Genomic DNA, 19,315 nt, shown 5'->3' with positions numbered 1-19,315 from the left:
TCACTGCGCCGCCTCCATCTCGCCCAGCACCTTGGGCGCATCCTGATGGTGCAGCCAGCAGCGCGCCTCGTGTGCGCTTCCGATTTCAAAGAGCGGCGGTACGGCAGCGACGCACTGCGCCATCGTATGCGGACAACGCGGCGCAAACGGACAGCCCGGCGGCGGCCGCAGCATGTCCGGCGGCGAGCCCGGTATAGGCGTCAGACGATGATGTTCGCCGTCCCTCAGGTCGGGGATCGAGGAGAGTAGCCCGCGCGTATAAGGGTGCGATGGTCGCGCGAACACCTCGCGCACCGGCCCTTGCTCCATAGCCATGCCGCCATACATCACCAGCACGCGGTCGGTAACCTCGGCAATGACGCCAAGATCGTGCGTGATGAGGATCACCGCCATGCCCAGGCGCGACTGCAATTCCTTGAGCAGCGCCAGGATTTGTCGCTGGATGGTGACATCAAGCGCCGTCGTCGGCTCATCGGCAATGAGGAGCTTGGGATCACACGATAGCGCCATCGCGATCATCACACGCTGCCGCATGCCGCCCGAAAACTGGTGCGGATAGGCCCTCAGGCGCTGCGCGGCATTAGGAATGCGCACCAGTTCGAACAGTTCGATGACGCGCTGCCGCGCCTCGGCGCGCGTTACCTTGCGGTGGCGGAGGATCGTCTCCATCACCTGCTCACCCACCGTCAGCGTCGGGTTGAGCGAGGTCATCGGGTCCTGGAAGATCATTGCGATCTCGTTGCCGCGCAACTGCCGCAGCTCGTCGTCATCGAGCTTGAGCAGGTCGCGACCTTCGAACAGCGCCTCCCCACCCACGACGCGTCCAGAACTCTTGAGCAGGCGCAGCACGCTCATGCAGGTGATCGACTTGCCCGAGCCGCTCTCGCCCACGATGCCCAGGATTTCGCCCGGCCGTACGTCGAACGACACGCCGCGCACGGCCTGCACCTCGCCGCGCGACGTGAAGAAGCTGGTCTTGAGGTTCGTGACGCTGAGAAGGGTCATTTGCGCAACCTCGGATCGAGCGCATCGCGCAACCCGTCGCCCAGGAAGTTGAATGCAAACATGGTGAGGCTGATCGCCGCCGCCGGGAAGAAAAGTTGGTAGGGATAGGCGCGCAGCGTCTCCACTGCTTCGCTGGTCAACGTACCCCAGCTAGCCTGCGGCGGCGTCACGCCCAGCCCGATAAAGCTCATGAAGCTCTCGATGAAGATGGCGCTCGGGATGAGCATGGTCAGGGTTACAAGGATCGGTCCGATCGTATTGGGCAGAAGATGCCGCGTGAGAATGCGCCCCGTCGAAGCGCCCATCGTCCGGGCAGCTGCGACGTAATCCTGTTCCTTGAGCGTCAGGATCTGTCCCCGGACAATGCGAGCCATATCTACCCAATAGACGGTGCCGATCGCGAGGATCACGGAGAAGAACCCAGAATTGAGCACCACCATCATCAGGATCACGTAGAGCGTGAGCGGAATCGTCGCGATGATCTCGACGATGCGCATCATCACCATGTCGGCGCGCCCGCCGAGATAGCCCGAAATACCGCCGTAGAACACGCCGATAAAGAAGTTCACCAGCGTCGCGACGAACGCCACCGTCAGCGAAATGCGTGCGCCATAAAGCTGGCGCACCAGCACGTCGCGCCCGAGCTGGTCGGTGCCGAACCAGTTGCTCTGGTTCCATTGCCATCCGGTCGGCTGCAGCGGCGTGCCGTCCAGCGTCAGTGTCTGCTGAGCCGTATCCATCACCACCAGTTGGTCGCCGAACTTGAACTGCTGCTGCTTCTTGATGAGGTCCTTCTTGGTCGCTCGCAGCAGCCCCTCGACCTTGCCCTCCGGCGAGACCTCATAAAGGTTGAAATTGCCCGAGTTGAAGAAGAACCGCTTCCCGTCGACCTCATAGGTCTGGAACACCGGTGGGATGTTGGCGAACTTGAGGTTCTGCTCGTAATAGGTGTGCGAGGACAGCATCGGCCCCACGATCGCCGCCACGATCAGCACGATGATGAAACCCAGGCCCAGCATGGCCGGCCGGTTCTTCCAGAGCCGCTGGCGCACGTCCTGCCAATAGGTGAGGCTGGGAGCGGCAATGAATTCGGCCTGCGCGGCGTCGCGCTTGACCGGTGCCCACATCTCCGGCGCGATATCGCTCATTTGCCGCGCGCTCCGTATTTGATGCGCGGATCGAGCACGAGATAGAGCATGTCCACGATGAAGATCATCACCATGAGCACCGCCGCATAGAAGATCGTGATGCCCATGATGGCCGTATAGTCGCGGTTGGTGATCGACAGTACGAAGTGCCGCCCGATGCCGGGCAGGGCAAAGATCTGTTCGATCACGAACGAGCCGGTCAGCAGGTTAGCCACCACGGGCCCCAGCACCGTCACTACCGGGATCAGCGAATTGCGTAGACCGTGCTTGAACAGCACCTGGCCCGGCTTGAGCCCCTTGGCCTTTGCCGTGGTCATGTAGTCCTGATCCAGGGTTTCAAGAAGGCTCGAACGCGCCAGGCGGGCGATGAAGGAAATCCAGAAACCCGAGAGGGCGAAGACCGGTAGGAAGTAACCGCGCCAATCATCGAGCCCGAATGTCGGCACCCAGCCCAGCCGCAGCGCGAAGACACATAGCGCGATGGTCGCGATGACATAGGACGGCACAGCCACCCCGATCGTGGCGATCACCATCACCAGCGTGTCGGGCCAGCGATTGCGATTGAGCGCAGCCACTACGCCGAGCGGCACGCCGAGCGCCACCACGCAGATCAGCGCGAAGAAGCCGACCTTGGCCGTGACCGGCAGGCCTTCCATGATGATCTGGTTGACGCTCATGCCCGCGTATTTGAAGGAGGGGCCGAGATCGAGCGTCACCACGCCCTTGATGTAGTTGAAGTATTGCAGCCAGAGCGGGTCGTCGAGGTGATACTTGGCGTTGAGCGCCGCCTGGATTTCAGGCTGCAGCATCTTCTCGGACGTGAACGGTCCGCCTGGCACGGCATGCATGAGGAAGAAAGTAAGGGTGACGATCGCCAGCAGCGTCACCAGCATCAGGCCAAGGCGCTGCACTACATAGCCGGCCATCGCGACCCGCCCATCTGCCAAAAGCCGCTCAAGTCCCGACCTGCCCCACTGCGTCTAAATTTTTTCGATGTAACAAAACTATTTTTCGGCGACGGTCAAGTCGCGGAAATGGAGTTTCAAATAGTGAAACTATTCCGCAAAATCAGGAAGCAAGCCATGGCCGGCACGACCAGTTCCTCCATCTGCGCCACGCGCTCCGGACCGTAATAGTGCTCCTCATGGAGCAGGTTCACCGAGCCCAGCATCTTGCCGCCCGCAACCACCGGCATGTTGATCGCCGAGCCGCAACCCAGCGATTTGATGAGTTCGAGATCGGGGAACTCGCCCTCCATCTCCTTGAGCGAGGCAGCGACGTAGGTCTTGCGGTCCCTGGTCATGGCCTCGTAGCTCGCGTCGAACACGATCGGCTTGGTGCCGAGGATCGGATAGGCCAACTCGTCGCTCGAATAGACTCGCCGTACATAGCCCGTGTCGGGGTTGTCGGCCGTCATCGTGAAGAGCTTCACCCCGACGATCTCCTAGACAAGGCGATGCAGCGCCCGGCCGACATCGCGCTCGGTTTCATAAATCGCGAGAGCATCTTCGAAGCGCTTGAGTGCGGTGAAATCCATGAGCCGAATCCGTATCTTGGCAATCGCACCAACATACAGTCCGTTGCGTACCGAGCCACGAGCGAAAATCTTCAATGCAAAGCGCACCAGGGCCTTGCCAGGATAGCGACTATCTTCCAGAGGTCAGTTCGCCTCTCGCGAACGGACCCCTGATTGCCCGCTAATTCCCTGCTGCTCCTGTCGAACCAACTCGTGTTCAACCTGGGCTTCTACATGGTCGTCCCGTTCCTCGCGGTCTATCTGCGCGAGGACATGGCATTGGCCGGCAGCGCCATTGGCCTTGTTCTGGGTCTGCGCACTTTTTCGCAGCAGGGACTCTTCGTTTTCGGCGGGACGCTCTCCGATCGTCTCGGGCCGCGCCGGCTCATCCTGCTCGGCTGTGTCGTGCGCGTTGCCGGCTACGCCTTCCTTGGGCTCGGCGGACACATTGCCACTATCCTCATCGGAGCCTGCCTGACCGGCGTCGGCGGCGCGCTCTTTTCGCCCGCGCTCTCGACGCTTATCGCCAAGGTCGGCGAGACGAGCGAAAAAGCCGGCAAGCGCAGCCGCGCACAGTATTTCGCGCTGCTTGCGGTGTGGGGCGAGCTTGGCGCAGTACTCGGTCCCGTGGCCGGCGCCCTGCTGCTGGGCGTCGGCTTCCGGGCTATGGCCTTCATCGGGGCAGGAGTCTTTGTCTGCGCCTTCTTCGTACTCCTCGCCTTCCTGCCGCGAGACGAGGCCCACCCGGTGCGCCACGAACAGGGCTCCTTCGCGCCCGTCCTCGGCGATCGGCTGTTCCTGGCCTTCATCCTCGCCCATGGCGCCTATCTCTTCTGCTACAACCAGCTCTATCTCGCCCTCCCCATCGAGATCGCTCGGTCCGGCGGTGGAGAGCGCGATCTGGCGCCCATGTTCATGATCGCCTCCGTGTTGGTCATCACCCTCCAATTGCCGATCACACGCCTGGCCCGGCATGTCGGCGTTCAGGTCAGCATGCCTTTCGGTTTCGCACTGATGGCTGTCGCTTTTGCCATAGTCGCCGCCTTCGCGCCGCTCACGCCCGCGACGGCGCCATGGTCGCTGGCGCCTGCCGTAATCATGGTCGTGATCCTCTCTCTCGGTCAGATGATCGTGCGGCCGTTGGCCATGGACCTCGTGCCGACCTTCGCCGCCGGCCGACCCACCGGCGTCTACTACGGCGCGCAGGCCTCGGTCGGCGGTGTCTTCGTGCTCGTTGGCAATGTCGTTCTCGGCCCACTGCTCGATTGGGCACTGATCCCGTCGGCTCGAGCTTCCGTCCCGTGGATCGTGCTTGCGCTCGTACCTGCAATCAGCGCTTTCGCCATGCTGGCGGTTACGCGCCGCTTGACTTTGCACAAAAGCTGAGGCTCAAGGTCATAATATTGACCCCTCAGATTAAGTTTAGATTCCTGCAATGCTCCAACGACGTTCTGCCATCGGCCTCGCCCTTGCGTTGGTCTTCTCCGCCCTCGCCCCGGCCACCTTCGCCGCCGAGGTGACGCACGCCATGGGCGTCACCAGCGTGCCCGACCACCCGCTGCGCGTCGTCGCTCTCACCAACGAGGCCACGGAAGACCTGCTCGCGCTGGGCATCGTCCCCATCGGCGCCGCCCGTTCGGCCAATTCCAATCCCTGGTACGACCACGTCGCTGCCCAACTCGCAGATACCAAGGTCATCGGCGAAGAACTCGCCCCCGAGCTTGAAACCATCGCCGCGCTCGAGCCTGACTTGATCATCGGCAACAAGCGCCGCCACGAGAAGATCTACGAACAGCTCTCCGCCATCGCCCCGACCGTTTTCGCCGAGAATATTCAGGGCAAGTGGAAGGAAAACTTCTCGCTCTATGCCGAAGCCGTAGGCGAGGTCGAGGAAGGCAAGGCCGTGCTTGCCGCCTATGAGGATCACGCCCGCAAGGTCCGCGAAGCCCTGGGCGACAAGGCCAAGGAAACCGTGACCCTCGTGCGCTTCCTCGCCGGCCAGACCTACGTCTACTCCAATGACAGCTTCTCCGGCGTCATGATCCGTGAAGCCGGCCTCAATCGTCCTGCCGTGCAGGATCGCGAAGGCATGGCCGAACTCATCACCAAGGAACGCATCGGCGAACTCGATGCCGATCGCATCTTCTACTTCAACTACGAAGTGGGCGATGGCGGTGCCAACAAGCAGGCCGAGGAATGGATGGCCGAGCCGCTCTGGCAGAATCTCGCCGCAGTGAAGGCTGGTCACGTCTACCCGGTCTCCGACACTATCTGGGCCACGGCTGGCGGCATCATGGCTGCCAATCTGGCGCTCGACGATGTCGCCCGTGTCTACGAGCTCAAGCTCCAGTAGAGGCTAACTAGGCGGAGGTCGCCTTGACGGCCTCCGCCCCCTTGCTTTCCGGTCGCGGACTCTGCCACATCGTTGCGACCCGCCACCGGAAACGCCATCGTGCCGTCCAATCTCGCCCGTCATTTCCTCCTCTCGGAGGATGTCGTGTTTCTCAATCACGGCTCGTTCGGTGCCTGCCCGCGCCCGGTTTTCGAAACCTACCAGGCCTTCCAACGCGAACTCGAAGCGCAGCCCGTCGCCTTTCTCGGTCGCGAACTGACGGTCCGCATGCGGACCCCGCGCGAGGCCCTCGCACCCTATCTCGGCACTAGCCCCGAAAACATCGTCGCGGTGGTCAACGCCACCACTGGCCTCAACATCGTCGCTCAATCGCTCGACCTTAAACCAGGCGACGAAATCCTCACCACCGATCACGAGTACTCGGCACTGGAAAAGACCTGGGCCTACGTCGTCCGCCGCACAGGGGCACGGGTCGTGACGGTCGAAGTCCCCATGCCGCTGGTTTCTGAGGCCGTCTTCACCGAAGCGCTTCTCGCCGGTATGACCGAGCGCACCCGCGTGCTCTTCCTCTCGCACATCACTTCGCCGACCGCGCTCGTCTTCCCCATTGAGCGTGCCATCGCTGAAGCGCGCCGCCGCAACATCATCACGGTCATCGATGGCGCGCACGCGCCCGGCCACATCCCACTCGCTCTCGACGCGATGGGCGTCGACTACTATTCGGGCAACTGCCACAAATGGCTGATGGCCCCGAAAGGCTCGGCCTTTCTCTATGCGCGCCCGCAGATGCAGGGCATCCTGAACCCGCTCGTGGTCAGTCACGGCTGGACCAACCAGTCCAAGGAACCCGGCGCGATGGGTGCCCTCGGCAATTCGCCGTTCATCGACGAAATCGAGATGCAGGGCACCCGCGATCCCTCCGCCTGGCTTGCTGTCCCTGCCGCTCTTGCCTTTCGGAAGGAGCACGATTGGGATGCCGTCGCCCGCTCCTGCACGGCGCTCGCACAGGAAACCGCTGCGCGCCTTACGGAACGCACTGGACTTGCGCCGCTCTCCTCGCCCGAATTTTCCGCTCCGCAGATGGTCGCCATGCCCATCCCTGATTGCGATCCGTTGGCCATTCACGACGCGCTTATCGAGCGCTATGCCATCGAGATTCCGGTGTTCAAGTGGAAGGGCCGGGCCCTAGCCCGCGTCTCGGTCCAGGGCTACAACTCGCGTGAGCAGATGGACCTGCTCGTCGACGCCCTCTCCGACCTGCTCGATCTCGCCCGCCCGCTTTCGCAGGCAATGTCCTGACAGCCGTCACAAGTCCCAATTTGGGTCAGGGGCAAGCCTCTGCTATCAGTGGGCAGCAAGAGATTCGTTTGCCCATGTTAGCCTCCGCGCCGCTCAAAGATCCCGCCGAAGTCCTGCGCGATGTCTTCGGCCACGCCGCTTTTCGCGGCCAGCAGGAAGATGTCGTCCGCCACGTCACCAGCGGCGGCGATGCGGTCGTGCTGTTTCCAACGGGCGCGGGAAAGTCCGCCTGCTACCAGATCCCCGCCCTCTGCCGCTCAGGCGTCGGCATCGTGGTGTCTCCACTCATTGCCCTCATGCGCGATCAGGTCGAGGCGCTGCGCCAGGCTGGCGTCAAGGCCGCCGCCTTCAACTCGGCGATGTCGCAGGAGGAGTTTTCCACCGTCCGCCGCGACCTGCGCAACGGCGAACTCGAACTCCTCTACGTCACCCCCGAACGCCTCGCGCTCCCCGGTTTCCGCCAACTTCTTTCCGAAACCGAGATATCCCTCTTCGCCATCGACGAGGCTCACTGCGTGAGCCAATGGGGTCACGATTTCCGCCCTGAATACAGGGAGCTGGCGATCCTCGCCGAGCTCTTCCCCTCAGTACCGCGCATCGCCCTCACTGCCACCGCCGACCCGCTGACCCGCGCCGACATCATCGAAAAGCTGGCCCTCGAAGATGCCCGCGTCTTCACCACCAGCTTCGATCGTCCCAATATCAGCTACACCATCGTTGAGCGCGACAGCCCGCGCCGTCAGCTCCTGGCCTTCCTCGCCAACCACAAGGGCAATTCCGGCATCGTCTACTGCCTTTCGCGCGCCAAGGTTGAGGATACGGCGGATTGGCTGAACGGCCAGGGCATCAAGGCACTTCCGTACCACGCCGGCATGAACGCGGACCTGCGTGCCGCCAATCAGGATGCCTTCCTCAAGGACGAAGGCCTCTGCCTCGTCGCCACCGTTGCCTTCGGGATGGGTATCGACAAGCCTGACGTCCGCTATGTCGCCCACCTCGATCTGCCGTCATCCGTGGAAGCCTATTACCAGGAAACCGGCCGCGCCGGCCGCGACGGCATGCCGTCCGAAGCCTGGATGAGCTATGGCATGGCTGATGTCGTGCAGCGCCGCCGCATGATCGATGAAGGCGGCGCGCCTGAGGAGATCAAGCGCATCGAACGCGGCAAGCTCAATGCGCTGCTGGGCATCTGCGAAACCACGACCTGCCGCCGTCAGGCCATCCTCGCCCATTTCGGCGAGAGCCAAGAGGGCAATTGCGGCAATTGCGACACCTGTCGCTCGCCGGTCGCCACCTGGGACGGCACCGACGCCGCGGTCAAGGCGCTCGCCGCCATCTACCGCACCGGCCAGCGTTTCGGCGCTGGCCACATCGTCGATGTTCTGCTGGGAAAGGAAACCGAAAAGGTCACCCGCTTCGGCCACCAGAACCAGAAGGTTTTCGGCGCCGGCAAGGATCACGATTCCCGCACCTGGCAATCCGTGCTGCGCCAGCTGACCGCTGCCGGCTTCATCGTCATTGACCACGAGGCCCATGGCGCCCTGATGCTGAGTGAGGAGGCGCGCCCGGTCTTCCGCGGCGAGCGCAAGGTCACCTTCCGCCAGGATCGCCCGCGCAAGGCCGCAGAAGTGCGCCGCTCACTCAATGCCACGGTCTTTGACCTGCCGCCCGAGGCCTCCGGTCTTTTCGACGCCCTGCGCAACGAGCGCCTGCGCCTCGCCAAGCTCCAGGGCGTGCCGCCCTATGTGGTCTTCCACGATACCACCCTGCGCGCCATGGCCCTGACCCGCCCCGGCTCCTTCGATGACCTGCGCGCCATCCCCGGCATCGGTCATTCCAAGCTCGAACGCTACGGCGAAGCCTTCCTCTCGGTCATCGCCAGCCACGCCGCTTGACAGACATTGCCCGCCGCTCCCTACTCGGAGCGGGAGGGTCAGATGGCGTTCAAACCTCAGACGAACCTCGAAACCCACAAGGTCTTCAACCAGCCCGAACCGCGCGAAGCGCTGCCGCTCTGGGCCGAGGACGCGCCCTTGCGCGCCGCCATCGAGCGCCTGGCACCGGCCCATGCCGGCCACCTCGACGGCTTCGCGCAAACCATCGGCAGCGCCGAATCCGTTGCCCAGGGCCGCGCCGCCAATCGCTATCCGCCCGAACTCAAGACTTTTGACCGCGCCGGCCGCCGCATCGATGAGGTCGAATTTCATCCCGCTTATCACGACCTGATGCGCAAAGGCCTCGAAGCCGGCTATTCCTCCCTTGCCTGGACCACAGGCGATCCCGGCGGTCACGTCGCCCATGCTGCCATGGTCTATCTCCTCACCCAGGTCGAGCCGGGCACCTGTTGCCCCATGACCATGACCTACGCCGCCGTGCCGGCGCTCGCTTCCTCCCCCGAACTCTCCGCCCGCTGGCGCCCCGGCCTTCTCTCGGCCCGCTATGATCCAGCCGCGCTTCCCGCCGCCGAAAAGGCCGGGCTCACCATCGGCATGGCCATGACCGAAAAGCAGGGCGGCTCGGACCTGCGCGCCAACCAGACCCGCGCCGAGCGCGATGGCGCAGGCTACCGCCTCACCGGCCACAAATGGTTCTGCTCGGCCCCCATGTCCGACGCCTTCCTCACCTTGGCGCAGACAAATGAAGGCCTCACCTGTTTCCTCGTTCCGCGCTGGCAGCCGGACGGAACGCGCAATGCCATCCAGCTCATGCGCCTCAAGGACAAGCTCGGCAATCGCGCCAATGCCTCCGCCGAGATCGAATATCACAGCGCCTGGGCAGAGCTTCTTGGCGAGCCGGGCAGGGGCGTTTCGACCATCATCGAAATGGTCCACCACACCCGTCTCGATACCGCCATGGCCCCCGCCGGCCTCATGCACCGCGCCCTTTCGGAAGCCGCTTACTGGACGCGCAACCGCATGGCCTTCGGCGCCCCTCTTGTCGACCAGCCGCTGATGCAAGCTGTTCTCGCCGACCTCGCGCTCGATTGGCTCGGCGCTCTCGCCATCGGCCTGCGCGTCGCGCAAGCCTTCGACAGCACTTCCGATTCTGAACGTGCCTTCGCCCGCCTCGCCGTTGCCCTCGCCAAATACTGGTCCAACAAGCGCTGCCCCGGCTTCGTGGTCGAAGCTATGGAATGCGTTGGCGGTTCCGGCTATGTCGAGGATGGTCCTATGCCCTGGCTTTATCGCGAGGCTCCCCTCAACGCCATCTGGGAGGGCTCGGGCAATATCGTCTGCCTCGATGTCCTGCGCACCATCCGCAAGCAGCCCGAAGCCCTCGATGCCCTTGCCGCCGAGCTCACCCTTGCTCGTGGCACTGATCGCGCCTTCGATGCCGCGCTCGACGCCACCCTCTCGCGCTATGCCTCCGGTGTCGCCGACGCCGAAGCCCGCCAGTTCACCGAGCGCCTCGCACTCCTGCTGCAGGCCAGCCTGCTGCTCCGCCACGGCGACCAGCTTGCGGCTTCCGCGTTCATCCGCACCCGCCTCGACGGCGATTGGGGTCGCACCTACGGCACCTTGTCCGAGGGCATCGACGCGGCGCGTCTTGTCGCTATGATCTGATGAACAAGAGATCGATTCCACGCGAAGGGGGACCACGTGAGACTCGGCTTCAATTTCCTGCTCTGGACGACCCACGTCACCGAAGAGCACCTGCCTATCCTCGATGCCATCAAGGCCACCGGCTATGACGGCGTCGAGATTCCCGTCTTCGAAGGCAATGAGAGCCATTTCGCCTGGCTGCGTCGGCACATCGAGAATGCCGGTCTGCAATGCACCGCGGCAGGCGCCATGCCATCGGGCAGCAACCCCATCTCGCCCGATCCGGTCCTGCGGGCCAGGGCGCTCGACCACCTCAAATGGGCATCCGATTGTTGTGCTGCGCTCGGCGCTGAACTTTTCATCGGCCCCATCTACCAGCCGCTCGGCGAATTCACGGGGCGGGGGCCGACCGAGGACGAGAAGTCGCGTTGCGTGGAGATCCACAAGCAAGCCGCGCAATATGCCGGCAAGGCCGGCGTGAAGCTCTCGGTCGAGCCGCTCAACCGCTTCGAATGCTATTTCCTCAATACCGCCGATGCCGCCGCCGAACTGGTTCGCCGGGTCGATGAGCCAGCCTACGGCTACCTCTACGACACGTTCCACTTCAACATCGAAGAGAACTCGCTGCCCGATGCAGTCATGCGCACCATCGGTCAGATCAACCACGTCCACATTTCGGAAAACAATCGTGGCACGCCTGGCACCGGTCACATCGATTTTGCCTCCGTCTTCCGCGCGCTGCGCGCTTCGGGCTACGACGGCTGGATGACGGTAGAAGCCTTCGGCTCCGCGTTGCCCGATCTTTCGGCGGCTACCAAGATCTGGCGGCCACTCTTCGCCAACCCCGAAGATGTCTACTGCGGTGCCTACAGGTTGATGCGTGATGGCTGGGACGCCGCCTCCGACGGAGATTTCCAACCGACCTGACAAGGGGAATGCGATGCTGCGCACCGGACTGAACCCGCACGGCCTGAGCTATCATCTGGGTATCGAGGGGGCCGGCACGCCGCGCGCCAATCCCCCCGCCAAAGGCCTCGAAGGCCTCCTCTCGATTGCCGCCGAACTCGGCGCCCGTGCCCTCGAAGTCAACGATACCTGGCTCGAAAAGCTGAACCCTGCCGCTCTCGATGCGCTCCGGCTACGGCTCGAAGGCCTGCACTTGCTACCCGTGATCAGCGCCAGCATCGACCACGGCAATATCGAAACCTGTATCCGCCTGGCCGTGGCCCTCAACGCCAAGATCATCCGCCTCGCCCTGACACCTGTCACCGCCGGCGACCGAGCGGCCTGGGGCAACCGCTGGTACGAACTCGTCTCAACAGCACGTTCGCATCTCCTGGACTGGGCGCTCCGCGCAGCCGAGCACGGCCTTACCATCGGCATCGAAAACCATCAGGATTTCACCAGCCACGAACTGATCGCTTTCTGCCACGAAGCCGGTCCCAATGTCGGCATCGTCCTGGATACCGGCAATTGCTTTGCCGTTGGCGAGGCCCCGCTCGATTTTGCCCACGCCGTCGCGCCGTTGGTGCGCCACGTCCATCTCAAGGACTACCGTATCCAGTTCACCGACGAAGGCTTCCGCCTCGCGCGCTGTGCCATCGGCGATGGCGCCGTGCCTCTCAAGGAGATTATCGAACTCCTCGCCGCCCAGCACCCGCACCTGACTGCGATCATCGAGCCTGGCGGCCTCGAAACGCGCCATGTACGTCTGTTTACGCCTGGCTGGTGGCGCGGCTACGCCCCCCGCGAGGCCGAGAGTCTGGCCGCCTGTCTTCTTGCGGCCCAGCGCAACAAGCTGCCGCCCGATGCGGATTATCGCACGCCTTGGGAACGCGGCGCCGATGGCGAGGTGGCCGAATATGAACTCGCCACCATCCGCCGGTCCGCCGAAAACCTGAAATCGCTCGGCCTGATCTAGCCGTTAGTTTGCAGCAGCTGCCTCGGCCGGCAAGGCACTGCGCAGCATCAGTGCGATCAGGTCCGATTGCCGCGTCGTCTGCGTCTTCCGGAAAAGGTTCTGCAGGTGGAACGAGATCGTTGTCGCCGCGATCGAGAAGTCGTCGGCAATTTCGTCCGTCCGCTTCCCGCCCGCCAGCGCAATGGCGATCTTCGCCTCGGTCGGCGTCAGCCCATACATCTGGATGGCCACCTCGCTCGACAGCACCGGCTGCCGGTCTGGATCCAGCAGCACTAGCGCCAGCCGCGCCGGCTCGCTCGAAAATACCGACACCTGCGCCAGCAATGGCCGCCGATAGGGCCGTTCCAGCGCGATCGCCCTCCCGCTCTTGCCCTGTTCGACCATCTCGACGAAGAGCCGCCGTAGCGTCTGCGCCGACACGCCCGCGAGCTTCCCGCCTCGCAGGCTCACGCCGTCCGCCTCCTCGAAGATCGCCCGCGCCGTAGCGTTCGCCTGCACCAATTCGAGTGCGGGTTCGACCAGAACGAACCCCGCCGCCATGCGATCGAGCGTCGACGCCACCAGCGCCACCGCCTCCTGCGATCGCTCGACAATGGCCGCCGCCAGGCCTCGCCGCGTCTCGGCGATCTCCGCATCGATATTGCGCCGAATGCGATGCACCTGCGCCAGCCGCGAACGGATCGTCGCCAGCATGATGTCGTAGTCGATCGGCTTGACGAGATAATCGTCCGCCCCCGCCGCCTTGCCCTGGATCACGTCGGCACGTCCCGCGAGCGCCGTGAGAAACAGGAACGGCACGTCGGCCATGTCGGCGCGTTTGGTGCGCAGCTCGCGCATCACCCCGTACCCATCGAGTCCGGGCATGGTGATGTCGCAAAGCACGAGGTCCGGCTTCTGTTCGGCCAGAATGGCAAGCGCCGCGTGTCCATCGCCCGCTTCCAGCGTGCGATAACCAGCCGCCTGCAATTCCTCGACGATGTCGTTGCGCAGGTCGTCCTCATCCTCGACGCACAGGATCAATGCGCCGCTATCGTCAAAATCGTTCATTCCGCTGCCTGTTGCTGATTGTCATAGGGAAGGGTCAGGTGAACCGAGGTTCCTTCGCCCATGCGCGAGTTGAGGGTGAGGTCGCCGCCATGCATGCGCACGATCTCGCGGGCCACGTGGAGCCCGATGCCGGTGCCGGCGACGCCCGTTGCCGTGCTCGCCCGGAAGAAGCGCTCGAAGACACGATGCATCTCCTCTTCGGGGATCCCGACGCCGCGATCCTGAATGGTGAGCACCACCCTGTCAGGACGTGTTTCGCCATGAACTTCCACCGAAGTGCTTTCGGGTGAATATTTGGTCGCGTTGGAAATGAGGTTGGAAACTACCTGGTCCATCAGCAGCGGATCGAAGCGCACCGAGGCCGGCAGCCGCTCGAGGTCGAGGCTGAAATCCCGCGCCGGATGCAGTTCGCGCTGCCGCTCGCAGGCCTCCCGCACCAGCCGTGCGAGGTCGCTCCGGCGTGGATTGAACTCGATCTCGCCCGCATCCATGCGTGCCCCATCCAGCGTGCTTTCAAGCAGCCGCGCCAGCCGACCCGCCGCCGTTCGGATCTTGCCTGCGCGCGTCGTGATCTCCTCGCCCGACATGTTGTCGCCGCGCCGTGCCATGCGCTGGGCACTGGAATCGATGATGGCGAGCGGCGTGCGGAACTGGTGCGAAACCATCGAGACGAAATCGCGATAGAGCTGGCGCAGGTGTTTTTCCTGGATCAGCGCCTGTTCCGCCTGCTGCACCGCAGCGCGCAATTGCGCCTCGGTATTGCGCAGGTCCGCCGTCCGCTCCGCCACCAGTTCCTCAAGCTGGGAATGGTGCTGCGCCAGCTCCCGCTGCGCGCGATAGCGCTCCGTGACATCGCGAACGATCATGATGCCGCCGACCACCTTGCGATCGCCCCGCACCGGGAAGCACGCTTTTTCGAGATAGATTTCCGTCCCCGGCAGCAGATGCTCGGACATATAGCGGTCCTCGCCCCGCAAAGCCGCCGTCAGCATCTCCGGAACCGCATGCCCATCCGGAAACGGGAACGTGTCCCGCAATTGCTGCCCGACAACCTCATGAGCCGGTCGGTTGAAGATGCGGGCCGCTGCCGAGTTCCAGTGCGTGCAGATCATGTGGCGATCGAACGCCACCACGCCTTCCCCGCTCGACTCGATGAGCATGTCGAGAAATTCCTTCTCCCGCCGCATCTTGGCATCGGATTTGGCCAGTTGGTTCTGGCTGCGCATGAGCTGCACGGTAAGAAAGATGCCGCTGGCGAGAATGGCGAGGATGTAGACGATGATCTCGATGATGGTCGAATTGTAGGTCGCCCGCCGCACCCCATCGCGCTCGCGCGTATCGATCATCAGGTCATTGCCGATAGTGCGCAGGTTCGTGATGTAGGGCCCCATCGCCGCCTGCACCCGCCCAGAGTAATTGGCGGACTTGGCATCCGCTGCAGTGAGGTAGGGCTCGAGCCCCATCAGCGCCTTGAGCGCCAGCGCCACCTCCCCGCCATGGCCCACCTCGGCGATACGCCGCGACATTTCTCCCTCGTCCAGCAGCACGTAGCGGCTGATGGTGATGTCGTACTGGCGCAGTAGCGCGCCCTGGCTCATCTGCTGCGTCTGGTTGGCTGCCGTGATGAGCTTCTGCGTCTCGTATTGCGCCTGGCTGACCGCCCAAAGCAGGTATTCCCCGTGGCCCGTCGTCAGGCTCCGCTGCACCTCGACAAGCCGCGTGATCGCCACCGAAAGGAAGGCGACGAAGGCGCAGATGGCGAGGATAGTGGCTATGAGCGAAAGACGGCGGCCGCGGGCTGTCACGGCAGGATCAACCGATAAAGTTGCCAGACCCAGCGATGGTCGTACTTGTCGTCCCTGAGCTCGGGATGGTCGAGCTTGGGATAGACGATCCAGAGCGGCCCCTTGTCCCGGGCCGTCATCTGCTTGCCATCCATGCTCCAGGCGAAGAGCACGTTGTACTTGGCGAAGTCGCTGGTGGGGATTGTTGCTTCATATTCGTTGAGCGCGATCGCGCGCACGCTTTCCACGTCATCGGCGCCGATGGCATGCATCACGTCTCGCGCCAGCACGCCCTCGAAGACATGGGCCCCGTCGTTCCAGGCCGTCGTCGTGGTGATGCTGCGCCGCCCGATGGCCTCGAGCCCCGCGCGATCGAACTTCACGGAGATACTCCGCTGCGCGACCCGCCCCGAAACTTCCAGCAACACGTCGCCCTGTGGTTCCGGCAGCTTGAGAAGGTCGGGCAACACCCCGGCCGCGCCCTGCGACGGGGCCGGTATCGCCAATGCAACCGCCAGCATGCCGAACGCCAGCGAGATCAAGACCAATAGAGGGCGCCTGCGCCGCATAGACCAGTCTCCAACAAACGCAAAAAAGCCTATGGCACCCGCCGGATTGGGGCATTGATATCCGGCGGGCGTCCATAGGTGGCGTTGCCTGAAAATGCGTGATGCAACGGCAACTTGGCAATCCCTATCGCGTCCGTCTCCGCGCCGCCCCCTTGGAACGAATGGGGCGTTTTCTTTCCCGTCGATTTAGTCGGGTTCTGCTCCCCGGGGCGAGGCGGTGCCTGGTCCGGTCAGATGCACACAGTCGGCTCCCGCCGGGGCCACAGGCTGCATGCTGATCGGGCCGGGTCCGCTCTCGCCCCGACCTGGGGACGTCCGAAATGTGGAGATCGACATGTCGCCCCAAACGCCTGCGTTCCTTGGTGCCACCCCGTTCAAGACCCTGGCCTCGCTGCTCGTCGCCAGCACCGCGCTCACGGCAGCGCCGGTCCTTGGCCAGCAGGTTGTCGAATACGACAACGTCTACAATGCCAACGCTCCGATCGTGCTCACCGACGATGCCATCCTCCATCGCTCGCTCTTTAACGGCCAGCCTGCAACGCAGAACGGGGTCATCAGCGGCGGCTACGGCGTCACCAAGACGGGCGAAGGACATCTCTTCCTCAATGGGGCCAACACCTATTCAGGCGGCACGGTCGTGCAGGAGGGCGTGCTCTGGCTCGGCAATGACCAGGCCCTTGGTACAGGCGACGTCACCATGGCCGGTGGCGCGCTGTTTACCGACTACGGCAGCGCGCGCATGATCAGCAACAATGTCGAGCTCCTCGATATCGGCAATAGCCAGCACCAGTTCTTCCTTCGCGCAAACGTAACCTGGAACGGCGACATTTTCGGCGATGGGCGCCTGCAGAAGGACGGTGAAGCCACGCTCGTCCTTGATGGCGACAATTCCTATGCCGGCGGCACGCAGCTCGATTGGGGCGTGTTGAAAGCCATGCGCGCCACTGCCCTCGGCACCGGCGATCTCGACTTCGGCGACAGGGGCACCCTGGCCGTGGCGGATAGCGTCACGCTGGCCAATAACATCACGACCGGCGCCGTAGCCGCCCGCGTCTCGGTAGGTGTCGATGAAACGGCCACGCTTTCCGGTCGCATTTCCGGCAATGCCCCGCTCATAAAATCCGGCGACGGCACGCTGCGCCTCACCGGAGACGCCGACTATACCGGCGCCACCCGCGTGGCCGCTGGTGAGCTGCGCATCGCCGGCGTCAACGCCCTCGGTCGCGGCGCGCTGGTCGTCGATGATGGCGCCACCCTCTCTTTCGACGGGCTGGCCGCCGCGCCCCAGCACACGGTCGGCTCGTTGGCTGGCGCCGGTCACATCAATTTCGACGGTCGCTGGATGGTCACCGGTGGCGACAATTCCGACACCGAATTCTCCGGCACCTTCTCCAACTTCAGCCAGCTCACCAAAGTCGGCCTCGGCACCATGACCTTGAGCAATGACTATCTTGATCTCGACGATCTGGGCGGCCCGGGCCGCATCATTGTCAATGAGGGGCGGCTCAACGTCTTCAGCGAAATCGTCAATGGCGTCGTGATCGGCCGCAATAGCGGTGTCATCGGTGGTATGGGCAATATCGAAGGTCTCTATGCCTATGACAGCTCGGTCATCTCGCCGGGCGTGCTGCCGGGCGATGCGGCAACCATGCAGGCCGGCGACATCACCTTCGCCAGCACCGCCTTCTATGAGGTCGATGCCCACGCTGACGGTTCGTCCGACCGCATCGAGGCCGAGCTGGCCCGCCTCGCCGGCACCGTGAGGGTGCGCGCTACAGCGGGCGATTACGCGGACACAACCCAGTACCGCATCCTCACCGTCACCGATCGGTTCATCGAGGACAACGGCGTGCCGACGCGGTTCGATGGCGTCACCTCGGACCTCTTCTTCCTTGACGCTTCCCTCTCCTATGATCCCAACAACGTCTGGCTGACTCTCGCCCGCAACAGCCGCTCCTTTGATCAGATATCGGGCATCACGCCCAACCAGCGCGCCGTCGCGCCTGTGGTCGAAGGCCTTGGCGCCGGCAACGTGCTCTACGATACCATCGTCTCGGGCACCGAGGCCGAAGGTCACGCCGCGCTCGATGCCCTTTCAGGCGAAATCCATGCCAGCGTCGGCACCGGCCTTATCGAAGATAGCCACCATATCCGCGACACGCTGCTCAACCGCATGCGCCAACCGTTCTCGGCCCTGGTCAATGGCAGCTTCGCCGCTCTGGGCTACGCCGACGACGGCGAGCTGGCTCCTGACGCCTGGACCGTCACTCCCTGGACACAGGCCTTCGGCGGTTTCCAGCAATTCAATTCCAACGGCAATGCCTCGACGCTCCGCCAGGGCACCGGCGGCGTTCTCTTCGGCCTCGATGGCACGTTTGAAAACCGCTTCCGCGTCGGTATCGCCGGTGGCGTCTCCGGCAGCCGCCTCAACGGAGATACCGGGTCGTCCTCCATCGACGTCACCAGCTACCATCTCGCCGCCTATGGCGCCGCCGATCTCGATGCACTCGCACTGCGTTTTGGCGCCTCCTATAGCTGGAACACGCTCGCCAGCAATCGCGGCATCGCTTTCCGCTCCTTCGCCGATCAGGCCTCGGCGCGCTACGGCGCCCAGACCGGTCAGGTCTTCGGCGAGGTCGGCTACAAGCTGGCGGTGGGGCAGGTGATGGTCGAGCCCTTCGCTGGATTGGCTTTGGTCGGCGTCGGCGCTGATGCTTTCAATGAGTCGGGCGGCGCCGCAGCTCTCAGCGGCGGCAGACTGTCGCAGGCGAGCGCTTTTGCCACCCTCGGCGTCCGCGGCAACTGGACCGTCACCGCGTCCGAAGCGGGCATTCTCTCGCTCAACGCCGGCATCGGCTGGCGCCATGCCTTCAACGGCGGCCCTGGCAAGCGAGACCTCGCCTTCAACGCGGGCGGCCCGGCCTTCCAGGTATCTGGTGTCCCGCTTGCCTCAGATAGCCTCGTGCTCGACGCAGGGCTCGACTACGAAACGGCAAACGGGCTGACGCTTGGCGTCAATTATACCGGCCAGCTCGCCGGCAACGCCCAGAGCCACGCCGTCAAGGCCAGCCTCGGTTTCAGCTTCTGACTGCGGCGTGACTGCTATCCCTCTGGCACCCAAGCCAAAAGTC

Annotated in this window: 15 protein-coding genes; 8 read left to right on the top strand and 7 right to left on the bottom strand. The window is 63.8% G+C overall.

Annotated elements, in window-relative coordinates; translation table 11 throughout:
• The 4 genes from JNE37_RS04510 to JNE37_RS04495 form a co-directional block, all read right to left on the bottom strand.
• Positions 1–1,005 (bottom strand): ABC transporter ATP-binding protein, encoded by a 1,005-nt coding sequence (locus tag JNE37_RS04510; RefSeq protein WP_203065449.1) that lies wholly within the window; start codon positions 1,003–1,005, stop codon positions 1–3.
• Positions 1,002–2,153 carry an ABC transporter permease gene (locus JNE37_RS04505; protein ID WP_052015212.1) on the bottom strand — a complete coding sequence of 384 codons (1,152 nt, stop codon included), beginning with the start codon at positions 2,151–2,153 and terminating at the stop codon, positions 1,002–1,004. The genes JNE37_RS04510 and JNE37_RS04505 overlap by 4 nt, the downstream gene beginning before the upstream one ends.
• Positions 2,150–3,079 carry an ABC transporter permease gene (locus JNE37_RS04500; RefSeq protein WP_203065448.1) on the bottom strand — a complete coding sequence of 310 codons (930 nt, stop codon included), beginning with the start codon at positions 3,077–3,079 and terminating at the stop codon, positions 2,150–2,152. Before JNE37_RS04500 ends, JNE37_RS04505 begins: the two co-directional genes overlap by 4 nt.
• 116 nt (positions 3,080–3,195) lie before the next feature.
• Positions 3,196–3,585, bottom strand: coding sequence for a GAF domain-containing protein (locus JNE37_RS04495; protein WP_203065447.1), 390 nt, complete (start codon positions 3,583–3,585; stop codon positions 3,196–3,198).
• Positions 3,586–3,843: 258 nt separating this feature from the next.
• On the opposite strand from JNE37_RS04495, the gene JNE37_RS04490 reads away from it, so the two are divergent.
• From JNE37_RS04490 to JNE37_RS04460, 7 genes are all read left to right on the top strand, one after another.
• Positions 3,844–5,055 (top strand): MFS transporter, encoded by a 1,212-nt coding sequence (locus tag JNE37_RS04490; RefSeq protein ID WP_203065446.1) that lies wholly within the window; start codon positions 3,844–3,846, stop codon positions 5,053–5,055.
• 49 nt (positions 5,056–5,104) lie between these two features.
• Positions 5,105–6,022: an ABC transporter substrate-binding protein gene (locus tag JNE37_RS04485; RefSeq protein WP_203065445.1), complete on the top strand. Its 918-nt coding sequence runs from the start codon at positions 5,105–5,107 to the stop codon at positions 6,020–6,022.
• 99 nt (positions 6,023–6,121) lie between these two features.
• Positions 6,122–7,321: an aminotransferase class V-fold PLP-dependent enzyme gene (locus JNE37_RS04480; RefSeq protein ID WP_203065444.1), complete on the top strand. Its 1,200-nt coding sequence runs from the start codon at positions 6,122–6,124 to the stop codon at positions 7,319–7,321.
• Between the two features lie 74 nt (positions 7,322–7,395).
• Positions 7,396–9,216 (top strand): DNA helicase RecQ, encoded by a 1,821-nt coding sequence (recQ, locus tag JNE37_RS04475; RefSeq protein ID WP_203066317.1) that lies wholly within the window; start codon positions 7,396–7,398, stop codon positions 9,214–9,216.
• A 42-nt stretch (positions 9,217–9,258) separates the two neighbouring features.
• Positions 9,259–10,884, top strand: a complete 1,626-nt coding sequence (locus JNE37_RS04470) for an acyl-CoA dehydrogenase family protein (protein WP_203065443.1) — start codon at positions 9,259–9,261, stop codon at positions 10,882–10,884.
• Between the two features lie 36 nt (positions 10,885–10,920).
• The gene (locus JNE37_RS04465) at positions 10,921–11,790 is read left to right on the top strand and encodes a sugar phosphate isomerase/epimerase family protein (RefSeq protein ID WP_203065442.1); all 870 of its coding nucleotides are present in this window, start codon (positions 10,921–10,923) and stop codon (positions 11,788–11,790) included.
• A gap of 13 nt (positions 11,791–11,803) precedes the next feature.
• A complete protein-coding gene (locus JNE37_RS04460) occupies positions 11,804–12,784 on the top strand; it encodes a sugar phosphate isomerase/epimerase family protein (protein ID WP_203065441.1) in 981 nt (326 codons plus the stop codon).
• Between the two features lie 3 nt (positions 12,785–12,787).
• Here JNE37_RS04460 and JNE37_RS04455 read toward each other — a convergent pair whose 3' ends face one another.
• Genes JNE37_RS04455 through JNE37_RS04445 form a run of 3 tightly spaced genes read right to left on the bottom strand, consistent with a single transcriptional unit; the run spans position 12,788 to position 16,184 of the window.
• Positions 12,788–13,831: a response regulator gene (locus JNE37_RS04455; RefSeq protein WP_035032303.1), complete on the bottom strand. Its 1,044-nt coding sequence runs from the start codon at positions 13,829–13,831 to the stop codon at positions 12,788–12,790.
• On the bottom strand, positions 13,828–15,636 hold the full coding sequence (locus JNE37_RS04450; RefSeq protein WP_203065440.1) for a PAS domain-containing sensor histidine kinase: 1,809 nt from the start codon (positions 15,634–15,636) through the stop codon (positions 13,828–13,830). Before JNE37_RS04450 ends, JNE37_RS04455 begins: the two co-directional genes overlap by 4 nt.
• Positions 15,633–16,184, bottom strand: coding sequence for a putative pterin-binding protein (locus JNE37_RS04445; protein WP_182398286.1), 552 nt, complete (start codon positions 16,182–16,184; stop codon positions 15,633–15,635). The genes JNE37_RS04450 and JNE37_RS04445 overlap by 4 nt, the downstream gene beginning before the upstream one ends.
• Before the next feature lie 334 nt (positions 16,185–16,518).
• Between JNE37_RS04445 and JNE37_RS04440 the strand changes: the two genes are divergently transcribed.
• Positions 16,519–19,272, top strand: a complete 2,754-nt coding sequence (locus tag JNE37_RS04440; RefSeq protein WP_203065439.1) for an autotransporter outer membrane beta-barrel domain-containing protein — start codon at positions 16,519–16,521, stop codon at positions 19,270–19,272.
• The last annotated feature ends 43 nt before the right edge of the window (positions 19,273–19,315 follow it).

Source organism: Paradevosia shaoguanensis, assembly GCF_016801025.1.
GTDB classification, from domain to species: domain Bacteria; phylum Pseudomonadota; class Alphaproteobacteria; order Rhizobiales; family Devosiaceae; genus Paradevosia; species Paradevosia shaoguanensis.
This window is presented reverse-complemented; position numbering and strand designations above follow the sequence as displayed.

Coding starts and splice junctions, on each gene's coding strand:
- JNE37_RS04510 (WP_203065449.1), bottom strand. CDS start 1,005: ATGACCCTTCTCAGCGTCACGAACCTCAAGACCAGCTTCTTCACGTCG.
- JNE37_RS04505 (WP_052015212.1), bottom strand. CDS start 2,153: ATGAGCGATATCGCGCCGGAGATGTGGGCACCGGTCAAGCGCGACGCC.
- JNE37_RS04500 (WP_203065448.1), bottom strand. CDS start 3,079: ATGGCCGGCTATGTAGTGCAGCGCCTTGGCCTGATGCTGGTGACGCTG.
- JNE37_RS04485 (WP_203065445.1), top strand. CDS start 5,105: ATGCTCCAACGACGTTCTGCCATCGGCCTCGCCCTTGCGTTGGTCTTC.
- recQ (WP_203066317.1), top strand. CDS start 7,396: ATGTTAGCCTCCGCGCCGCTCAAAGATCCCGCCGAAGTCCTGCGCGAT.
- JNE37_RS04470 (WP_203065443.1), top strand. CDS start 9,259: ATGGCGTTCAAACCTCAGACGAACCTCGAAACCCACAAGGTCTTCAAC.
- JNE37_RS04460 (WP_203065441.1), top strand. CDS start 11,804: ATGCTGCGCACCGGACTGAACCCGCACGGCCTGAGCTATCATCTGGGT.
- JNE37_RS04455 (WP_035032303.1), bottom strand. CDS start 13,831: ATGAACGATTTTGACGATAGCGGCGCATTGATCCTGTGCGTCGAGGAT.
- JNE37_RS04445 (WP_182398286.1), bottom strand. CDS start 16,184: ATGCGGCGCAGGCGCCCTCTATTGGTCTTGATCTCGCTGGCGTTCGGC.
- JNE37_RS04440 (WP_203065439.1), top strand. CDS start 16,519: ATGTCGCCCCAAACGCCTGCGTTCCTTGGTGCCACCCCGTTCAAGACC.